General features: G+C 53.0%; 19 protein-coding genes. 11 read left to right on the forward strand and 8 right to left on the reverse strand.

Annotated elements, in window-relative coordinates; translation table 11 throughout:
- Position 1 precedes the first annotated feature (1 nt).
- Complete coding sequence (sapF, locus tag KTH07_RS10055; RefSeq protein WP_003856838.1) at positions 2-808, forward strand: putrescine export ABC transporter ATP-binding protein SapF; 807 nt, start codon at positions 2-4, stop codon at positions 806-808.
- On the opposite strand, the gene KTH07_RS10060 is transcribed toward sapF, so the two are convergent.
- On the reverse strand, positions 805-1,395 hold the full coding sequence (locus tag KTH07_RS10060) for a TetR/AcrR family transcriptional regulator (protein WP_015570397.1): 591 nt from the start codon (positions 1,393-1,395) through the stop codon (positions 805-807). The genes sapF and KTH07_RS10060 overlap by 4 nt on opposite strands.
- Before the next feature lie 132 nt (positions 1,396-1,527).
- Between KTH07_RS10060 and KTH07_RS10065 the strand changes: the two genes are divergently transcribed.
- Together KTH07_RS10065 and KTH07_RS10070 are read left to right on the forward strand one after the other, a co-directional pair.
- Complete coding sequence (locus KTH07_RS10065) at positions 1,528-1,929, forward strand: RidA family protein (RefSeq protein ID WP_023303828.1); 402 nt, start codon at positions 1,528-1,530, stop codon at positions 1,927-1,929.
- 47 nt (positions 1,930-1,976) lie between these two features.
- Entirely contained in the window at positions 1,977-2,798 is an 822-nt protein-coding gene (locus KTH07_RS10070; protein ID WP_023303829.1) for a helix-turn-helix transcriptional regulator, read from the forward strand.
- A 2-nt stretch (positions 2,799-2,800) separates the two neighbouring features.
- Here the strand turns inward: KTH07_RS10070 and KTH07_RS10075 are convergent, their stop codons facing one another.
- The gene (locus KTH07_RS10075) at positions 2,801-4,147 is read right to left on the reverse strand and encodes a GGDEF domain-containing protein (protein ID WP_032619589.1); all 1,347 of its coding nucleotides are present in this window, start codon (positions 4,145-4,147) and stop codon (positions 2,801-2,803) included.
- A gap of 393 nt (positions 4,148-4,540) precedes the next feature.
- Between KTH07_RS10075 and fabI the strand changes: the two genes are divergently transcribed.
- The 4 genes from fabI to pdeR all read left to right on the forward strand — a co-directional run bounded on the left by fabI (position 4,541) and on the right by pdeR (position 10,682).
- Positions 4,541-5,329, forward strand: coding sequence for an enoyl-ACP reductase FabI (fabI, locus tag KTH07_RS10080; RefSeq protein ID WP_003856831.1), 789 nt, complete (start codon positions 4,541-4,543; stop codon positions 5,327-5,329).
- 147 nt (positions 5,330-5,476) lie between these two features.
- Complete coding sequence (locus KTH07_RS10085) at positions 5,477-6,463, forward strand: hypothetical protein (protein WP_063161927.1); 987 nt, start codon at positions 5,477-5,479, stop codon at positions 6,461-6,463.
- An 88-nt stretch (positions 6,464-6,551) separates the two neighbouring features.
- The gene (locus KTH07_RS10090; protein WP_032619588.1) at positions 6,552-8,486 is read left to right on the forward strand and encodes an exoribonuclease II; all 1,935 of its coding nucleotides are present in this window, start codon (positions 6,552-6,554) and stop codon (positions 8,484-8,486) included.
- Between the two features lie 204 nt (positions 8,487-8,690).
- Entirely contained in the window at positions 8,691-10,682 is a 1,992-nt protein-coding gene (gene pdeR, locus KTH07_RS10095) for a cyclic di-GMP phosphodiesterase (RefSeq protein ID WP_032103394.1), read from the forward strand.
- Here the strand turns inward: pdeR and KTH07_RS10100 are convergent.
- Complete coding sequence (locus KTH07_RS10100) at positions 10,679-11,548, reverse strand: crotonase/enoyl-CoA hydratase family protein (RefSeq protein ID WP_032619586.1); 870 nt, start codon at positions 11,546-11,548, stop codon at positions 10,679-10,681. The genes pdeR and KTH07_RS10100 overlap by 4 nt on opposite strands.
- Before the next feature lie 191 nt (positions 11,549-11,739).
- On the opposite strand from KTH07_RS10100, the gene KTH07_RS10105 reads away from it, so the two are divergent.
- From KTH07_RS10105 to osmB, 3 genes are all read left to right on the forward strand, one after another.
- Complete coding sequence (locus KTH07_RS10105) at positions 11,740-11,922, forward strand: hypothetical protein (RefSeq protein ID WP_023303834.1); 183 nt, start codon at positions 11,740-11,742, stop codon at positions 11,920-11,922.
- Positions 11,923-11,959: 37 nt separating this feature from the next.
- The gene (locus KTH07_RS10110) at positions 11,960-12,712 is read left to right on the forward strand and encodes a DNA-binding transcriptional regulator YciT (protein WP_063161928.1); all 753 of its coding nucleotides are present in this window, start codon (positions 11,960-11,962) and stop codon (positions 12,710-12,712) included.
- Between the two features lie 262 nt (positions 12,713-12,974).
- Positions 12,975-13,193, forward strand: a complete 219-nt coding sequence (osmB, locus tag KTH07_RS10115; RefSeq protein WP_017384212.1) for an osmotically-inducible lipoprotein OsmB — start codon at positions 12,975-12,977, stop codon at positions 13,191-13,193.
- 104 nt (positions 13,194-13,297) lie between these two features.
- On the opposite strand, the gene yciH is transcribed toward osmB, so the two are convergent.
- From yciH to pgpB, 5 genes are all read right to left on the reverse strand, one after another.
- Complete coding sequence (yciH, locus tag KTH07_RS10120) at positions 13,298-13,624, reverse strand: stress response translation initiation inhibitor YciH (protein ID WP_003856822.1); 327 nt, start codon at positions 13,622-13,624, stop codon at positions 13,298-13,300.
- Complete coding sequence (gene pyrF, locus KTH07_RS10125; RefSeq protein ID WP_023303835.1) at positions 13,624-14,361, reverse strand: orotidine-5'-phosphate decarboxylase; 738 nt, start codon at positions 14,359-14,361, stop codon at positions 13,624-13,626. Before pyrF ends, yciH begins: the two co-directional genes overlap by 1 nt.
- Before the next feature lie 184 nt (positions 14,362-14,545).
- The gene (gene lapB, locus KTH07_RS10130) at positions 14,546-15,715 is read right to left on the reverse strand and encodes a lipopolysaccharide assembly protein LapB (protein WP_003856819.1); all 1,170 of its coding nucleotides are present in this window, start codon (positions 15,713-15,715) and stop codon (positions 14,546-14,548) included.
- A 6-nt stretch (positions 15,716-15,721) separates the two neighbouring features.
- Positions 15,722-16,030, reverse strand: a complete 309-nt coding sequence (locus KTH07_RS10135; protein WP_003856817.1) for a LapA family protein — start codon at positions 16,028-16,030, stop codon at positions 15,722-15,724.
- A gap of 148 nt (positions 16,031-16,178) precedes the next feature.
- Positions 16,179-16,946, reverse strand: coding sequence for a phosphatidylglycerophosphatase B (gene pgpB, locus KTH07_RS10140; RefSeq protein ID WP_003856815.1), 768 nt, complete (start codon positions 16,944-16,946; stop codon positions 16,179-16,181).
- 197 nt (positions 16,947-17,143) lie between these two features.
- Between pgpB and ribA the strand changes: the two genes are divergently transcribed.
- Positions 17,144-17,734, forward strand: a complete 591-nt coding sequence (gene ribA, locus KTH07_RS10145; RefSeq protein WP_003856813.1) for a GTP cyclohydrolase II — start codon at positions 17,144-17,146, stop codon at positions 17,732-17,734.
- The last annotated feature ends 24 nt before the right edge of the window (positions 17,735-17,758 follow it).

Here is a 17,758-nt window from a genome sequence, read left to right on the forward strand (position 1 = left end):
AATGGTCGAAACCTTACTGGAAGTACGTAACCTGAGTAAGACCTTTCGCTATCGCACCGGCCTGTTTCACCGTCAGACCGTCGAGGCTGTTAAACCGCTGAGCTTTACGCTGCGCGAAAAGCAGACGCTGGCGATTATCGGTGAAAACGGCTCGGGCAAATCGACCCTGGCAAAAATGCTCGCGGGTATGGTCGAGCCGAGCGGCGGTGAAATACTGATTGACGATCATCCTCTGGAATTTGGGGACTACTCTTTTCGCAGTCAGCGCATCCGGATGATTTTTCAGGATCCGTCGACGTCCCTGAACCCGCGTCAGCGTATTTCCCAGATCCTGGATTTCCCGCTGCGGTTGAATACCGACCTGGAGCCGGAAGCGCGTCGCAAACGGATTGTCGAAACCCTGCGTCTGGTAGGCCTCCTGCCCGACCATGTCAGCTATTACCCGCACATGCTGGCCCCGGGCCAAAAACAGCGTCTCGGTCTGGCCCGCGCGCTGATCCTGCGCCCGAAGGTCATCATCGCCGACGAAGCGCTGGCGTCGCTGGATATGTCGATGCGTTCGCAGCTCATTAACCTGATGCTGGAGTTACAGGAAAAGCAGGGGATCTCGTATATTTACGTGACTCAGCATCTGGGCATGATGAAGCACATAAGCGACCAGGTGCTGGTGATGCACCAGGGAGAAGTTGTCGAGCGCGGCAGTACCGCTGACGTACTGGCCTCCCCGCTCCATGACCTGACGAAACGCCTGATTGCCGGACACTTTGGTGAAGCGTTGACGGCGGACGCGTGGCGTAAAGATCGTTAGCCGCTGCGTAACCCGCTTGCCAGCAGAGTAAACACCTCTATGGCATGCGGGAGAGTCTTCTGCGGTTCATCACTCGCGGCAATCAGCAGAGCCGCATTCAGAGCAGCGCCATTCAGCAGATGGGCTGCGACTCTGGCATCCATCTTTTTGATTACGTTGCACTCCATCATTTTTTCGATGGTCTGACGGGTCGACTCAAGGCAGCTGTTCTGGCTGGGCCATTGCGCCGGGTCGCCCAGAACAGCCGGACCGTCAAGAAGGACGATACGCTGAACTTCAGGAACGAGCGCCATTTTGATATAGGCGATGCCCTCCGCCAGCAGTCGCTCCCAGTCATCTTCGGCGGCGGCGGCAATCGCTTTTGCGTTTGCTGCCATTTCGCTGTCTATCTGCGCGACCACCGCCGCCAGTAATCCCTTTTTATCGTTGAAATTATGATATAGCGCGCCGCGTGTTAACCCCACGCTTGCCGTGAGTTCATCCATTGACGCTGCGGCATAGCCTTTTTCAGCAAACGCCTTCCGCGCCGCCTGAATCATTTTCTCGCGATTTTCCTGGGCCGTTTCAGCGCGACGTTTTGTAGCCATGGGACTTCCTTAATTAAGCGATAACTATAATTTGACATACGCGACGTATGTGAATTACATTTTTCACATACATCGCGTATGTTACTTCTACCGCGTAAGCACAACAATACCTCTGACAGAAAAGGAAAAGCCATGCCTTCACGTGATCCCGTCTTCCCGGCTAACCGACATGCCCTCTATGAAGAGCATGGCTATTCAGCTGCAATCCGCTCTGGCGATCTGTTATTTGTTTCCGGTCAGGTTGGCAGCCGCAGCGATGGCACACCTGAACCCGACTTTCCCGCTCAGGTGCAGCTGGCGTTCGATAATTTACGGGCGATCCTGGCAGCCGCGGGATGTACTTTTGACGATCTGATTGATGTCACGACGTTTCATACCGATCCTGAAAACCAGTTTCCCGTCATCATGGAGGCGAAAAAACTGGCATTTCCGCACGCTCCTTACCCAAACTGGACAGCAATAGGCGTTAACTGGCTTGCGGGTTTTGATTTCGAAATTAAGGTTATCGCCAGGATCCCTACGCCCGCGAATTAACATCTGGCAGCAAACTGATTTACCGTTAAACTATCACTGACGCACAAATGAAAGACAGCATCAGTAACTATATTCTCTCCTGGGTAGAAGAAAATAACTTTACTATTTTACACATTGATGATTTGGTTGCAGATATTGGATACAGCAGAAGAACCATCGAAACATGGTTTAAAGAGAAGTATCGGCTCTCTCTAGGTGAGTATATTCTCCGACGGAGGTTAAGCCGTGCCGCCATTATGCTGAGAATGACGTCGATTCCGGTGACGGATATTGCGTATTTATTCCATTACCAGAGCAGCCAGGGATTCTCCAGAGCCTTTAAAAAAATGATGGGGCTGACACCCTCTGAGTACAGATGTGCCAGAGGGTGGAATTTTGACATCTTACAGCCCTCTTTTTTATTAAGCGAACTGGAAACGCCTGAGCTCGAGGTCTGCTTTCTAGATGAAACGTTTGTCTATACGCATGAAATTATCGAGCACGATCATCTTTTTGATACCTCGGTGCATGATATTACTAAAAAAATCAAAAAGCTCCTGACAGAAAACCGCCATGATATCGATAAAATTATTCTGATGCCCCGCCGCCCCGAGTTAGGCAAAAGCCGATCGTATCTGGTCGAGGTATTAATATCGTACGCTTTACAAAGCGACACGGTGACAAATAAAAAATCCCGCGTTGTGCGTGGGAGATACGCAAGAATGCCCTTTAGCGGTAGCTGGGAAAGCTACAGCGCGTTTAACAAGATTGGCTTCGTTAAGGCGATGGTAAATAAACGCCTGACGTTGCGCGACGGTATTTACCTGATGAAAGTTAATGCGTACAGCGATGAGCGTGTCGATTTTGATGTTTTCATCCCCATCCTGTAACCTCAGCTGCATTCCGCCTGTCTGGTAACGATTCTGTTTTTACCGTTGTGCTTAGCCTCATACAACGCCTCGTCCACGTCACGCATAATATCATTGCTGTTGACGTTATTCTGAATGGCTGAGCACACGCCGATACTTAATGTGACCTTTACAGGGAGAGCATAATGGTAGCCCGGCCCGGTGCGCTGTTGAACGTTCTGGCGAATACGTTCCGCGACGGCAATAGCCTGCCTACTGTCCGTATCCGGCAGCAGAAGACCAAATTCCTCGCCTCCCAGTCGGGCAAAGATGTCGTTATCGCGAATGCTGTCTTTGATAATATCCACGACCGCCAGAATCACGCGATCCCCCACAAGATGGCCCCAGTTATCGTTAATCGACTTAAAGTTGTCGATGTCCAGCATCATGATGCTGGCCCCCTTTTCTGTCCTGAGCGAGCGGATCCGCGGAAGTGCCTCGTAAAAATATTTACGGTTGTAGATCTGAGTAAGCGGATCGCGATCAACCCGATCGCCGAAAATTTTCAACAGGTTAAAGACATGGAACATTAAGGTACAAATCACAAATAATTTACTGAGGACCTCTACTGCCCGGCTGATATACCAGAGCGACAGATTGTAGGTATCAAGCAGTAAGAGGAAAAAATTGTAAACGATGGCGGAAAGGCAGACCACAATAATACTGTTCCAGATCCCGGACGCCAGGCGTGTCACTGAAATCATATAACAAAGTAAAGCCGACCAGAGCAGGATCAGAACGTTTACGTACCTGATATCCCAGACAGGATGATGATGTTCATCTTCGTATGCTGCAATCGTTAATGTCCAGGCCGGATGGTAGCTGCTGAGATAATGGGCCAGCATCGGAAACATAACCAGTGACATCATTAATGCTAACGTCATGCTGATCTTATTTCGGAATCTGAGCGTGGATCGTATCGTGATTTTCTCCACACGGACCGCCAGCGCCAGTAATACGATAAAGCTCAGCTGCCGGAAAAAATGGAATACCGCCGTATCGTTGGTTTTTGCCGCCTGGGTAAAACCAGCATGCTCCGGAAGCTGAATAACAATGATCGTCTCAATAAAATAAACCAGCCCACTAAGAAATGCCAGGCTCAGAATGAATAATGAAAAACGCGTTCGGTCGGAGGCATACAGCATCTGGATAAAAATAAAGATAATGGTATCCAGAAAGAACAGCGCAATCATGACGATCAAATAGGTGGTCATAGGCACCCTGAAACCAGGATTATCATTCACGCAAAAGGAGTTCACCGCGATCATAAGTGCGAAAAGCACCGCACCTGACAGCATGATCAGTTTTTCGGCCAACGTAATATTTTTCATCTTCCTTCTTACCGCACACAGATAAAGACGCAAAATGGCATAGCCGTTATCAACCCTCACGCAATTTTAAAGCGTTTAAAGGGCTAAACGGATCATTTTGCGCAAAAGGCGCTGGACACATCAGCATGAGGGCGGCGTCACGGTGCCCGCTGGTTGGATGAGGCGAACCCCGCGTGCGGTGATATACTGCTGGGATACACACGAAACAGCCTGATGAAGAGACAGTTCGACCTCTTCCGTGAGCCCATTCACGGCGCAGGAGCAAGAAATATCGTGACACAAGGGGCTGTGAGTGGGCTATAATTTCGAGCTAATTTCGAATGATTTTGAAATACTGCCTGTAACGCTATGAATTACAAGGCAAAATAAGAAATGAATATAAGGATTAAAGCTATGGGTTTTCTTTCCGGTAAGCGCATTCTGGTGACTGGCGTTGCCAGCAAACTGTCCATCGCATACGGCATCGCACAGGCAATGCATCGCGAAGGCGCTGAGCTGGCGTTCACCTACCAGAACGACAAGCTGAAAGGCCGTGTTGAAGAATTTGCCGCGCAGCTGGGTTCCAGCATTGTTCTGGAATGTGACGTTGCACAAGACGAAAGCATTGATGGCATGTTTGCTGAACTGGCAAAAGCATGGCCGAAATTCGACGGTTTTGTTCACTCCATCGGCTTCGCTCCTGGCGACCAGCTGGACGGCGACTACGTGAACGCGGTTACCCGTGATGGCTTCAAAATCGCCCACGACATCAGCTCCTACAGCTTCGTTGCAATGGCAAAATCCTGCCGCGCGATGCTGAACCCGGGCGCAGCCCTGCTGACTCTGTCCTACCTCGGCGCAGAACGTGCTATCCCTAACTACAACGTTATGGGTCTGGCGAAAGCATCTCTGGAAGCCAACGTGCGCTACATGGCGAACGCGATGGGTCCTGAAGGCGTGCGTGTTAACGCTATTTCTGCGGGTCCAATCCGTACCCTGGCCGCTTCCGGTATCAAAGATTTCCGTAAAATGCTGGCACACTGCGAAGCGGTTACCCCGATTCGTCGTACCGTTACCATCGAAGATGTGGGTAACTCTGCGGCATTCCTGTGCTCTGACCTTTCCGCGGGCATCTCCGGCGAAGTGGTTCACGTTGACGGCGGCTTCAACATCGCTGCAATGAACGAGCTGGAAATCAAATAAGCTTGTCACTCTCTTCCCGCCAGGGAAGAGAGTTTCCTCCCGCCCCTCGTTATTCCGTTCAGCTATTTGTTATCACCTAACAATATTTTTCCCCTCATCCGCCTTACGCCAGGATATTGATCGCCATTTTGAGATCAAGGAACGCCCATGGAACAACGCCGTTTTTCCGGCAAAGGCCACTGGTATCATGAAACCCAGTCGAATCATTCGCAGACGGACGTTCTGCCGCTGGTGCCCGAAGCCGCTAACGTCGACGACCGTTTTTTGCTCGATTTAGCCCTGCCCGATGACATTCTCGCAAGCTGTGCTGGTTGGCTTACGCCTGCCCGAACCCTCTGTCATCTTTTGTTCCCACTTGATACTCCCGTGAACCGTCTGCATACGCTCAGCGCCTACGACAGGCTGAGCACGGCATTAACGGTTGCCCAGGCGTGTGGCGTTCAGCGGCTCTGTAACCACTACGCTGCTCTGCTCGCCCCTCTTCCGGGGCCGGACTCCTCCCGGGAAAGCAATCGACGCCTTGCAGAAATTACCCAGTATGCCCGCCAGTTAGCCAGCTCACCCGATGTCATCGATGATAAAGCCCAAAACCAGCTTGATGAGGTTGGACTCACAACGTATGACATTGTGCTTATCAACCAGATCATCGGCTTTGTCGGTTTTCAGGCGCGAGTGGTCGCGGTATTTCAGGCATTGCTTGGCCATCCGGTACGCTGGCTGCCCGGGCATCACATTCAGCCCCATACGCTGCCGGTCAGCTTCAGCAGATGGACCGCCACGCTACCCGCGGTTGAGCTAAAATATGCCAGTGCGCTTCAGCTTGAGGCGCTCTCACGCTGGCAGGCGGAACCGGCACTCGAAGCGCTTACTCCTGTGCTGTGTCATGAGCCGATGCTGCTTGATCTGACGGGCGAAATTCTGCTTAACCATCCGCGAAGTGAAGGTCCCGCCTCTTCGATGCTCTCAGCCGCTCGTGCGCTGCTTGTCGCCTCTCCGGATCGCTTTAGCGCCGCCCAGTTAACGCCCCTGACCGGGTCAGGTCTCTCGCCAGAGAAGGCCATCAACCTGCTTACGCGAGATGCATTTTATGGCTGGCTGGACCGTCTGCGCGCGGCGCTCGGTAAAGAGGAATAACCATACTCTTTACCTAAAGAGCGCTTGCTGTAGCAGTGAGATTCGCGTAAAACTGTCAGCCGCTCAATGGCTACGAAAATAGAACATTATGTTTCAGGACAACCCGCTGCTAGCGCAGCTTAAACAGCAACTGCATTCCCAGACGCCGCGTGCAGAAGGGGTCGTAAAAGCCACGGAAAAGGGCTTTGGCTTTCTTGAAGTTGACGGGCAGAAGAGCTACTTCATTCCGCCTCCTCAGATGAAGAAAGTGATGCATGGCGACCGCATTTCGGCCGTTATTCATACCGAAAAGGAACGAGAGTCTGCCGAGCCGGAAGCACTGATCGAACCTTTCCTGACCCGCTTTGTCGGGAAAGTGCATAAAAAAGACGATCGTCTTTCTGTCGTGCCGGACCATCCTCTCCTGAAAGATGCTATTCCGTGCCGCGCCGCGCGTGGCGTTGAGCATGATTTTGTTGAGGGTGACTGGGCGGTTGCTGAGATGCGCCGTCATCCTTTAAAAGGCGATCGCGGTTTTTACGCCGAGCTTACTCAATACATTACCTTCGGCGACGACCATTTCGTCCCATGGTGGGTGACGCTGGCGCGCCACAACCTCGAAAAAGAAGCGCCTGAGGGCGTGGCGACTGAAATGCAGAACGAAGGTCTGGAACGTCGCGATCTGACGGCGCTGGACTTTGTCACCATTGACAGCGCCAGCACCGAGGATATGGACGATGCGTTGTATGCCGAAGATACAGCCGATGGCAAACTGCATCTGACCGTCGCCATTGCCGACCCTACCGCATGGATTGTCGAAGGCAGCAAGCTGGACGAGATGGCCAAAGTGCGCTCGTTCACCAACTACCTGCCGGGCTTTAACATTCCGATGCTGCCGCGTGAACTCTCCGACGATCTTTGCTCGCTGCGTGCGCATGAAGTGCGTCCGGTGCTGGCCTGTCGGATGACCATTGCGGCTGATGGTACCATTGAAGAAGATATTGAATTCTTCGCCGCCACCATCGAATCCAAAGCCAAGCTGGCCTATGACGACGTGTCCGACTGGCTGGAGAACACGGGTAGCTGGAAACCTGAGTCCGACAACATTGCCGCACAAATTCGTCTGCTGCACCGCGTCTGCCTGAGCCGCAGCGAATGGCGTCAAACTCACGCGCTGGTCTTCAAAGATCGTCCGGACTACCGTTTTGTGCTGGGTGAAAAAGGTGAAGTGCTGAATATTGTCGCTGAGCCGCGCCGTATTGCCAACCGCATCGTTGAAGAAGCGATGATATCCGCCAACATTTGTGCCGCCCGCGTGCTGCGCGACAAATTAGGCTTTGGCATTTACAACGTGCACACCGGGTTTGATCCAGCGAACACCGAAGCGCTGGCTGCCCTGCTGAAAACCCATGACGTACACGTCGATCCTGAGGAAGTGCTGACCCTGCAAGGTTTCTGCAAACTGCGCCGCGAGCTGGACGCGCAGCCTTCAGGGTTCCTTGACAGCCGTATTCGCCGCTTCCAGTCCTTTGCGGAAATCAGCACCGAGCCAGGCCCGCACTTCGGCCTTGGCCTTGAGGCTTACGCGACCTGGACCTCCCCGATCCGTAAGTACGGCGATATGGTTAACCATCGTCTGCTGAAAGCGATCATCAAAGGGGAATCTGTTGCCCGCCCACAGGATGATACGACGTTGCAGATGGCAGAACGTCGCCGTCTTAACCGTATGGCGGAGCGTGATGTCGGCGACTGGTTATACGCGCGCTTCCTGAATGATAAGGCAGGGACTGACACCCGTTTCCCGGCTGAAATCATTGACATCAGCCGCGGCGGTATGCGCGTTCGTCTGGTGGATAATGGCGCCGTTGCCTTTATTCCTGCCCCGTTCCTGCATGCCGTTCGCGACGAACTGGTTTGTGGCCAGGAAAACGGGACCGTGCAAATTAAAGGCGAAACGGTTTACAAGGTCACTGACGTGATTGATGTCACCATCGCTGAAGTGCGCATGGAAACCCGCAGTATTATCGCGCGCCCTGTCGCCTGATAACCGCGTAAACTTCCGGCCGTTCCGTTAAGGGGTGGCCGGGAGTTCTCTTCTGTATTATCTCCCGCAAAATCATCGTTTTTTCTCACACTTTTCTGTTTCCCATCGCCACATTTCGCCAGAATTATCTACAGTAAAAGAGAGCCGTCATTGTCGACTGCAAATGAATAATTTGTGCGCTACTCAGCAGCCGCGGGAGAAAACGTGATGGACGATCTGGAGCAGAATTTGCTGTTTCGTTACATGGGTACGCATAGCCCCTGGTGGCGACTGACAGCAGACAGCAATGCTCTGCATCTTGCTGCCAGTGAAAGCGCTGACATCATTCAGGTGGTGGCGCTGGATGATGAGCAGGCCGCGCTGATCCGCCAGCTCACCGTGATAACCTCCAGCATTGCCATGACCCTGCCCTTGTACGGTGTGGACGTTCCCGTTCATCTTGTCGGCCGTAAAATTAACAAAAATGAGTGGGCAGGAACGGCATCAGCCTGGAACGATACCCCTTCCGTGGCGCGCGACCTGGCGCAGGGGCTCTCCTTCGCCGAACAGGTGGTTTCCGAGGCTAACTCCGTGATTGTGATCCTCGACCAGAACGGGAATATTCAGCGCTTCAACCGTTTAAGTGAAGAATATACGGGCCTGAAGGAACAGGAAGTTATCGGGCAAAACGTGTTCAAACTGTTTATGAGCCGTAGCGAAGCCGCGGCCTCCAAACGCAACATCACCGGTTTTTTTCGTAACGGCAGCTCGTACGAAGTTGAACGCTGGATCAAGACCCGCAAAGGGCAGCGCCTGTTTCTCTTCAGAAATAAATTTGTTCACAGCGGCAGCGGGAAAAATGAAATTTTCCTCATCTGTTCAGGTACCGACATAACCGAAGAGCGTCGGGCCCAGGAGCGCCTGCGCGTACTCGCCAATACGGATACGATTACCGGTTTGCCTAACCGAAACGCCATCCATGAGCTGATCTCTGATGCCATCACCGCTCGGGGTGACACCCAGGTAGGCGTGGTTTATCTCGATCTGGATAACTTTAAAAAAGTGAACGATGCCTATGGGCATATGTTTGGCGACCAGCTGCTACAGGCCGTTGCGCTGGCGATCCTGAGCTGCCTGGACGAAGGACAAACCCTGGCGCGCCTGGGTGGGGATGAGTTTATCGTGCTAGCCACCGATACCTCGCAGGGCGCGCTGGAAGCCATGGCATCGCGCATACTGACCCGACTTCGTCAGCCTTTCCGCATCGGGCTGATAGAGGTTTACACCGGCTGCTCGCTGGGCATCGCGCTTGCGCCCCAGCACGGTAACGATCGCGAAAGCGTCATTCGTAATGCCGACACCGCCATGTACACCGCCAAAGAAAATGGCCGGGGCAAATTCTGCGTCTTCTCGCCAGAGATGAACCAGCGCGTATTTGAATACCTGTGGCTGGATACCAACCTGCGTAAAGCGCTGGATAACGATCAGCTGTTAATCCACTACCAACCCAAAATAACCTGGCGCGGCGAAGTCAGAAGTCTGGAGGCGCTGGTGCGCTGGCAGTCGCCAGAGCGTGGCCTGATCCCGCCGATGGAATTTATCTCCTATGCTGAGGAGTCAGGGCTGATTGTGCCCCTGGGCCGCTGGGTTATGCTTGATGTGGTGCGCCAGGTGGCGAAATGGCGCGACAAGGGGATCAACCTTCGCGTCGCGGTCAACGTCTCCGCCCGTCAGCTGGCGGACCAGACCATCTTCAGCGACCTGAAGCAGGCGCTGAAAGACCTGAGTTTTGAATACTGCCCGATTGACGTGGAATTGACCGAAAGCTGTCTCATTGAAAATGAAGAGCTGGCCCTGTCAGTGATCCAGCAATTTAGCCGCCTGGGAGCGCAAATTCACCTGGATGACTTTGGTACGGGGTACTCTTCCCTGTCGCAGCTGGCGCGCTTCCCTATCGATGCCATTAAGCTTGACCAGGCTTTCGTGCGGGACATCCATAAGCAGTCCATTTCACAGTCGCTGGTGCGTGCGATAGTCGCCGTGGCGCAGGCGTTAAATTTGCAGGTCATTGCTGAAGGGGTGGAAAGTGCAAAAGAAGACGCCTTTCTGACGAAGAATGGCGTCAACGAACGGCAGGGTTATCTTTTTGCTAAGCCCATGCCCGCTGCCGCATTCGAGCGATGGCTAAAGCGCTATCAGGCCAGAAATGTCCGTTAGTTGGCTTTGCGTAAGCCCGTCGCCTGATGGCGATTTTGCAGCATAACCAGCCGCTCCATGTAGGCGATATCCTTCGGTTCAAGGCAGAAGGCGGCATCAACCCAATCCTCGGTAATGTCCATCAGCTCGCTTCGCGGAAGTGGCAGCACGCGCGTACGCGCACGCAGCATGGCCCTTACGCCGTTCAGCTTCGGCTGTAGCGTGTCGATAAACGTCCGCACCGAAACATAGCTCTGTAACGGCTCGAATAAGAGATCCACAAGACCATGCTGCTCATACCATTCCGCCGTATGCGTCTCACCTTTGTAGATCAGCGCCTCCGCCATTTTCATGCCGGCGCGACGCGCCACCAGTGAATAGCCGCCCATGCCCGGGAACAGATTGAACGCGATTTCCGGAAAGCCTAATCGGGCATCGCGCTGGGCCAGAATGAAATGATGCGCCAGCGCGGCTTCAAACCCGCCCCCTAACGCGCTTCCTTCCACCATAGCCAGCGTGACAGCACCGGTATCAAACCCTCGCGAGGCGGCATGAACGCAGTCCACACAGGCCCGGGCATAGGCGCGTAACGCTTCGCGTCGGTTGTTTTTGATGCACTCAACGAAGAACTGTAAATCACCGCCGGTATTGTAGATGTCGGGGACCAGCGATCCGGTGACCCAAAAATCAACGACAAATCCGGACTGTCGAACCAGCCAGGAGAGATTCATGATCTCCTCGATCAGCGCATGATTGAAGCAAGGCCGTGGCGTGGCACGTAACATCATCCACACCGTACGCCGTTCGGCCTCATAATAAGCCGCCAGTTGAGTGAATCGTTCAGCATCAGTAAACAATGTGCAGGTTGTCTGGTTGATAACTGTCATAGTCGAATTCCTCTTATAAAAAAGCGCGTTGCGCGCAGTTTTAGACTAATCCACCCCTACAACCCGCAGCATACGGGGGTTAAATTTATCACTTTCATTTATGAACTTTGGTTATTGCATTTTTTACCTTCTCTTTTGAATCAATTTTCTGCATCATTGATAATATTAACTTTTCGCTTCAGGGTGAGCTTATGTCTAACATTGATGCAAAAGCCGTGGCACAGCGTATTGATACTGTGCTGGATATTCTTGTCGCAGGCGATTATCACTCTGCTATCCGTAACCTTGAAATCCTCAAGTCTGAACTGCTGGCTGAGAACGGCGCTGATAACGCTCCAGAATCCACTCAACCTAAAGCCCCGTGGGAAGTGTAGCCACGTCGTTTCCGCCCTTGCCTTTTAAATGGATGCTATGAATTCCCGACAACAAATCATTTTGCAGATGGTGATCGATCAGGGACGCGTAAGCGTGGTCGATCTCGCTAAAGCCACCGGCGTTTCTGAAGTCACCATTCGTCAGGATCTGAATCTGCTGGAAAAACAGAGCTACCTGCGGCGTGCGCACGGATATGCCGTTCCACTGGACAGCGACGACGTCGAAACCCGCATGATGAACAATTATGCGCTCAAGCGGGAGTTGGCGGAGTTTGCTGCATCCTTAGTGAATAACGGTGAGACCGTCTTTATTGAAAATGGCAGCAGTAACGCCCTTCTGGCGCGCACGCTCGCCGATCAAAAAGACGTTACCATCATCACCGTAAGCAGCTATATCGCCCATCTGTTGAAGGAAACTCAGTGCGAGGTGATACTGCTGGGCGGCATTTTCCAGAAGAAAAGCGAAAGCATGGTGGGGCCATTAACGCGTCAATATGTTCAGCAGGTTCACTTCAGTAAAGCATTCATTGGTATTGACGGCTGGCAGCCCGACACCGGCTTTACTGGTCGCGACATGATGCGTTCAGACGTGGTTAACGCAGTACTCGCCAAAGAGTGTGAAGCGATAGTGCTGACCGACAGCTCTAAGTTTGGCGCCGTACACCCTTATACGATGGGTCCGGCTTCGCGCTTCAGCCGCGTGATCACGGATGAGCGTTTGCGCGATGAATATCGCCAGCAATTAGAACAAGACGGCCTGACTGTCGATATTGTGAAAAAAACGGCCTGATTATCCTGCTGCGCCCGAATAATGGGCGCACTTAAACCTTTCTCTGAGAGTATTCTGACCCTGCCTTTAAGAGTTTTTACCTGTTGAAACCGTTCTAAACACGTAAAATTAATATTAGCGATAAAACAGGAAGTGACTATCACCTGCGTGATGATGAAACGCCTGCGCGACCAGGTTTCACGGGAACAGAATTTAAGTATGGATATTGTCTATACTTAAAGTGCATTCCTTTCCGTGAATCGATAATTCAGGAGAAAGTATTATGACCTTTACCAGCAAAAAATTAGCCGCCGCTGTTCTGGCAATCACTGTAGCAATGTCCCTGAGCGCTTGCTCTAACTGGTCTAAACGTGACCGTAATACCGCGATTGGTGCCGGTGCTGGTGCGCTTGGTGGTGCAGTATTAACGGATGGTAGTACGCTGGGTACATTAGGTGGTGCTGCCGTAGGTGGTGTTATCGGCCACCAGGTGGGCAAATAATCACCATAACGGCTCTCACCGGTATAATAATATATTTTGTATTTTCAGGTCTGACTTACGCACGTAAAAAAAAGAGCCACGGCAATGTCCGTGGCTCATTTATTTTAGCCGCCCGCCAGTTTAACTTTCATTCCTTTGGCTTCCAGCAGCGTTTTAATTAAATCCCGTTTATCACCCTGAATCTCAATAATGCCGTCTTTTACTGCCCCACCGCATCCGCACTTCTTTTTAAGTTCAGCGGCGAGCTTTACCAGGTCTGCATCATCCAGATCAATGCCAGTGACAAGGCAAACCCCTTTACCTTTCCTGCCGCTGGTCTGGCGCTGAATTCGCACGATACCATCGCCTTTCGGACGTTCAGCTTTCTCTTTTGGCTCTTCAATGCGCCCGGTATCCGTTGAATAGACCAGACGACTGTTGGCGTCACGCATTATGCCCCCTTTTTCAGTGATGCATTAATCGCTTTCAGGGTCTCTGCCGGATGAGCGGATTGCGTCACCGGGCGACCAATCACCATATAGTCTACACCCGCGCTCAGCGCCTGCTCTGGCGTCATGATGCGTCGCTGATCCCCAGACTCGGTGCCTGCCGGACGGATGCCCGGCGTTACCAGTTTAAAGTCGCGGCCTAGCTCAGCTTTGAAGCGAACCGCCTCCTGAGCCGAACAGACCACGCCATCGAGACCACTCTGTTGCGTGAGGCGCGCCAGACGCTCCGCGTGTTCGGCAGGTGACAACGTCACACCCAGATCGCGCAGGTCGGATTCATCCATACTGGTCAGCACGGTGACGGCGATCAGAAGCGGAGCGTCATTACCAAACGGCACCAGCGCTTCGCGCGCAGCCGTCATCATGCGTGCCCCGCCGGATGCATGAACGTTAACCATCCACACGCCCAGTTCAGCCGCCGCAGCAACGGCGTGCGCAGTGGTATTTGGAATATCATGGAATTTCAGGTCGAGGAAAACGTCGAAGCCACGCTGGTGCAGATCGCGGACGATTGACGGGCCGAACAGCGTAAACATCTCTTTGCCTACTTTCAGACGGCAATCGCGGGGATCAATGCCATCAACAAAGGCCAGTGCGGCGTCACGGTTATTGTAATCCAGAGCGACAACTACGGGAGAATCGGTAACTACGCGGGAAGTGGAGGATGTAACAGACGTCATGACCAGCCCTTTTCGTCTATGGGCGCGCAGCGGCGCGGAACAGATAAACGGCGTGCATTCTACCTGCCCTCGGGGTAAATGAACAGAATCGAATGATTTTCCTGCCGAACCCCAGACCGCACGGTGCTGACGAAATCACTGCAACCATTAGTATGTTGTAACTAAAATGCGGCGTTTTAAAAAATCACTGCCCGTCCAGACCTCGGATTGGCTTAATGGTGGACCACGCCCGGCAGGAAGGGCAATGCCAGTAAAGCGAATAGGCGGTGAAGCCGCATTTCTGGCAGCGATAGCGCGGTTTGCTGCGCACCTGTTCACCCACCATGTCTCGCAGCACCATCAGGCTCTCTTTAGCGCGCCCTTCTTCTGCGTCATTAAGGTGGTAATCCATCAGCTTATGGAATACCCGCATGGTAGGATGACGCTGCAACTGACGGGTAATGTATACCTGGGCGGTATCACTCCCTTCGTGCTCTTCGACGACATCTGACAGCATCAGTTCGGCTGTGGCGCCGGTGTTTTCTTCAACGCAGCGACGCAGAAACGCAACCCACTCGTCCTGCTTACCTAACTGCTGATAGCAGGTTTGCAGCATTTCCAGCGTTTCGCTGACCAGCTCTTTGTCCTGGTCGATAACGCGAAGCAGGCTCTCCACGGCTTTGGCGTAATCACCGTTAGCCATAAAGACCCGCCCCATCATGATCGAGATGCGCGCGCTGTTGCGATCGGCCGCAGCGCCTTTCTTTAACAATGCCATGGCTTTATCCATGTCATCGCTACCCATCTGCTGGAGAGCCAGCTCGCAATAGAAGTGGGCAATTTCGACGCGTTGTTTGTCTTTACCGAGTTTGACCAGCCGTTCGGCGGTATCAATCGCTTTTTGCCAGTCGCTGGTGGCCTGATAGATTTGCAGAAGCTGCTGAAGCGCACCGATACGGAAGTCCGTCTCATCCACCAGCTGAGAGAACATATCCTCGGCGCGATCGTAAAGCCCCGCGGCCATGTAATCCCGCCCAAGTTGCTGCACGGCCAGCAACCGTTGCTCATAGGTCAACGAAGCGCTTTCCATCAGGGTCTGGTGGATACGAATGGCACGGTCAACCTCTCCGCGCGAGCGGAACAGGTTTCCCAGGGTGAGATGCGCCTCAACGGTGCCGGTATCCTCTTTAAGCATGTCGAGGAACAGATCCACCGCTTTGTCCTGCTGATTGCTCAGCAGGAAGTTCACCCCCGCTACGTAGTCACGGGAGAGTCGGTTTGCTTCATCCTGTTTTGTTTGTTGCGCGCTTCTGCGGCCCATATACCAGCCATAGGCTGCGGCGACAGGCAAAAGCAGAAACAACAACTCCAGCATATTCGATTATTCCTTGACTACCGGCACACCAGAGCTCGCCGGAATGTCAGACGCAGGCGTAAGTTGATGTTCAAGTCGTTTAATTTTACGTTCAGCGCGAACAAGAGAAACACGAACCTTAAGCCAGAACAGGCCGCATACAAGCCAGCCGATGACAAAACCCGCCGCGAATAACACCGCCAGCAGGCTCGACACCCGGTACTCGCCCTGCGCCAGCAGATAGTTAAAACTTACCTGTTGATCGTTTTGCGCGCCCAATGTGACTGAAATGACAAAAATCGCCAACACCAGTAAGAAAATGAGTAAATATTTCACATGACTTCCCGTTATGTGGTTCGAGCGTATAAAGCGTGTTCAACTCACTGCAATCAGCCTTATAAGCTACCATTTTAGTGGCGGGCGCGAAATGGAAAAAGTAACGCGCCCTACATGGATTTATGGTCAAAATGCGGAATATCAACCTTCAGGTTCCGCCAGACTCCCTTTCGGCTATTTCTTCCTTCTCTTCCGGCGGCGGCGTCAATGGTCCACAAAAACGTTGTGCAAGCCAGGTCGCCAGCGTCACCAGTACCCACGAGATCAGCGTTGCCACCACCAAATCACGCGGCCAGTGCATCCCCAGCAGCATCCGGCTGCCCATTACGCCTGTCGCCCAGACCAGCAAAATCGCAATCGTGAGGGTACGCCGACGCGGCCACAGCAGTCCCACGCCAAGTAGCGCCCAGCTGGCAGCAAACATCGTATGCCCGGAAGGAAACGCAAAGCCGGTCTCTTTTTGCCAGTGTTTGCGTAAAAAGGTCGGGATATCCTGCTGTTCTGCAAGCTGCTCCTTTACCAACGCACCGCGATCTTTACGCTTTAAATTGTAGAACTCATCCACCGGAACATGATGCGTTTTTTCCAGCCAGACGACGAAAGGACGGGGTTCCTGCACGCGATCCTTGACCCACGACTTCACCCCCTGCCCGATAAGTATGGCGCCGCCGAGAATAGCGAACAGTACCAGCGCCGCGCGAAGGCGAAAGCGCAGGCACCACAGGAACCAGCCACAGAGCAGCACGTGCGTAATAATCCCCCACGGCTGGGTGACCGTCTCGGTTATCCAGTATAAGGCTTTCAGCCACGTCTCGTTTTGTCCGGGCTGCCACATCCAGCCGGAGAACCAAACGACCAGGGGTATAACGAGCAATACGGCGGCTCCTGCGGCCGTTCGTCTGGCAATTGAAAGCATGTCCTCTCCTTTTTCACTAAGCACCACAATCATAACTGAATTTCATCATTCTGGTGGATATGTCGGATTGTGCGTTTAACGTTTGTAAAGCGTGGTGGTGATTAGGTGAAGTTGCCGGGCTTGTGGCAAAATAGTCCGATACAGAAAGCATAATGGGGCAAAGGCACGAAACGTGTCAGCCTGGTCTGGAGAATCACATGCAGCTTAAACGTGTGGCAGAAGCCAAACTGCCAACCCCATGGGGCGATTTCCTGATGGTGGGTTTTGAAGAACTGGCAACCGGGCAAGATCACGTCGCCCTGGTGTTCGGCGACATTTCGGGGCAAACGCCGGTGCTGTCCCGCGTTCATTCAGAGTGTCTGACCGGTGACGCGCTGTTCAGTCTGCGGTGCGACTGCGGTTTTCAGCTTGAAGCCGCCCTTTCTCATATCGCAGAGGAAGGACGTGGCGTTCTGCTGTATCACCGTCAGGAAGGTCGCAATATTGGCCTGCTGAATAAAATCCGCGCCTATGCGTTGCAGGATCAGGGCTACGATACCGTCGAAGCGAACCATCAGCTCGGCTTTGCTGCTGACGAGCGCGATTTCACCCTGTGCGCGGATATGTTCAAGCTGCTGGGCGTGGACGAAGTGCGTCTGTTGACCAATAACCCGAAAAAAGTGGAAATCCTCACTGAAGCGGGCATCAATATTGTGGAACGCGTACCGCTGATTGTCGGCCGCAACCCGAAAAACGCGCACTACCTCGATACCAAAGCTGCCAAAATGGGGCATCTGCTGAGCGAGTAAACGCAAAACGGCCCGGCACATGTG

The sequence above is a fragment of the Enterobacter cloacae complex sp. ECL72 genome (assembly GCF_019056635.1).
Lineage (GTDB): Bacteria > Pseudomonadota > Gammaproteobacteria > Enterobacterales > Enterobacteriaceae > Enterobacter > Enterobacter hormaechei_C.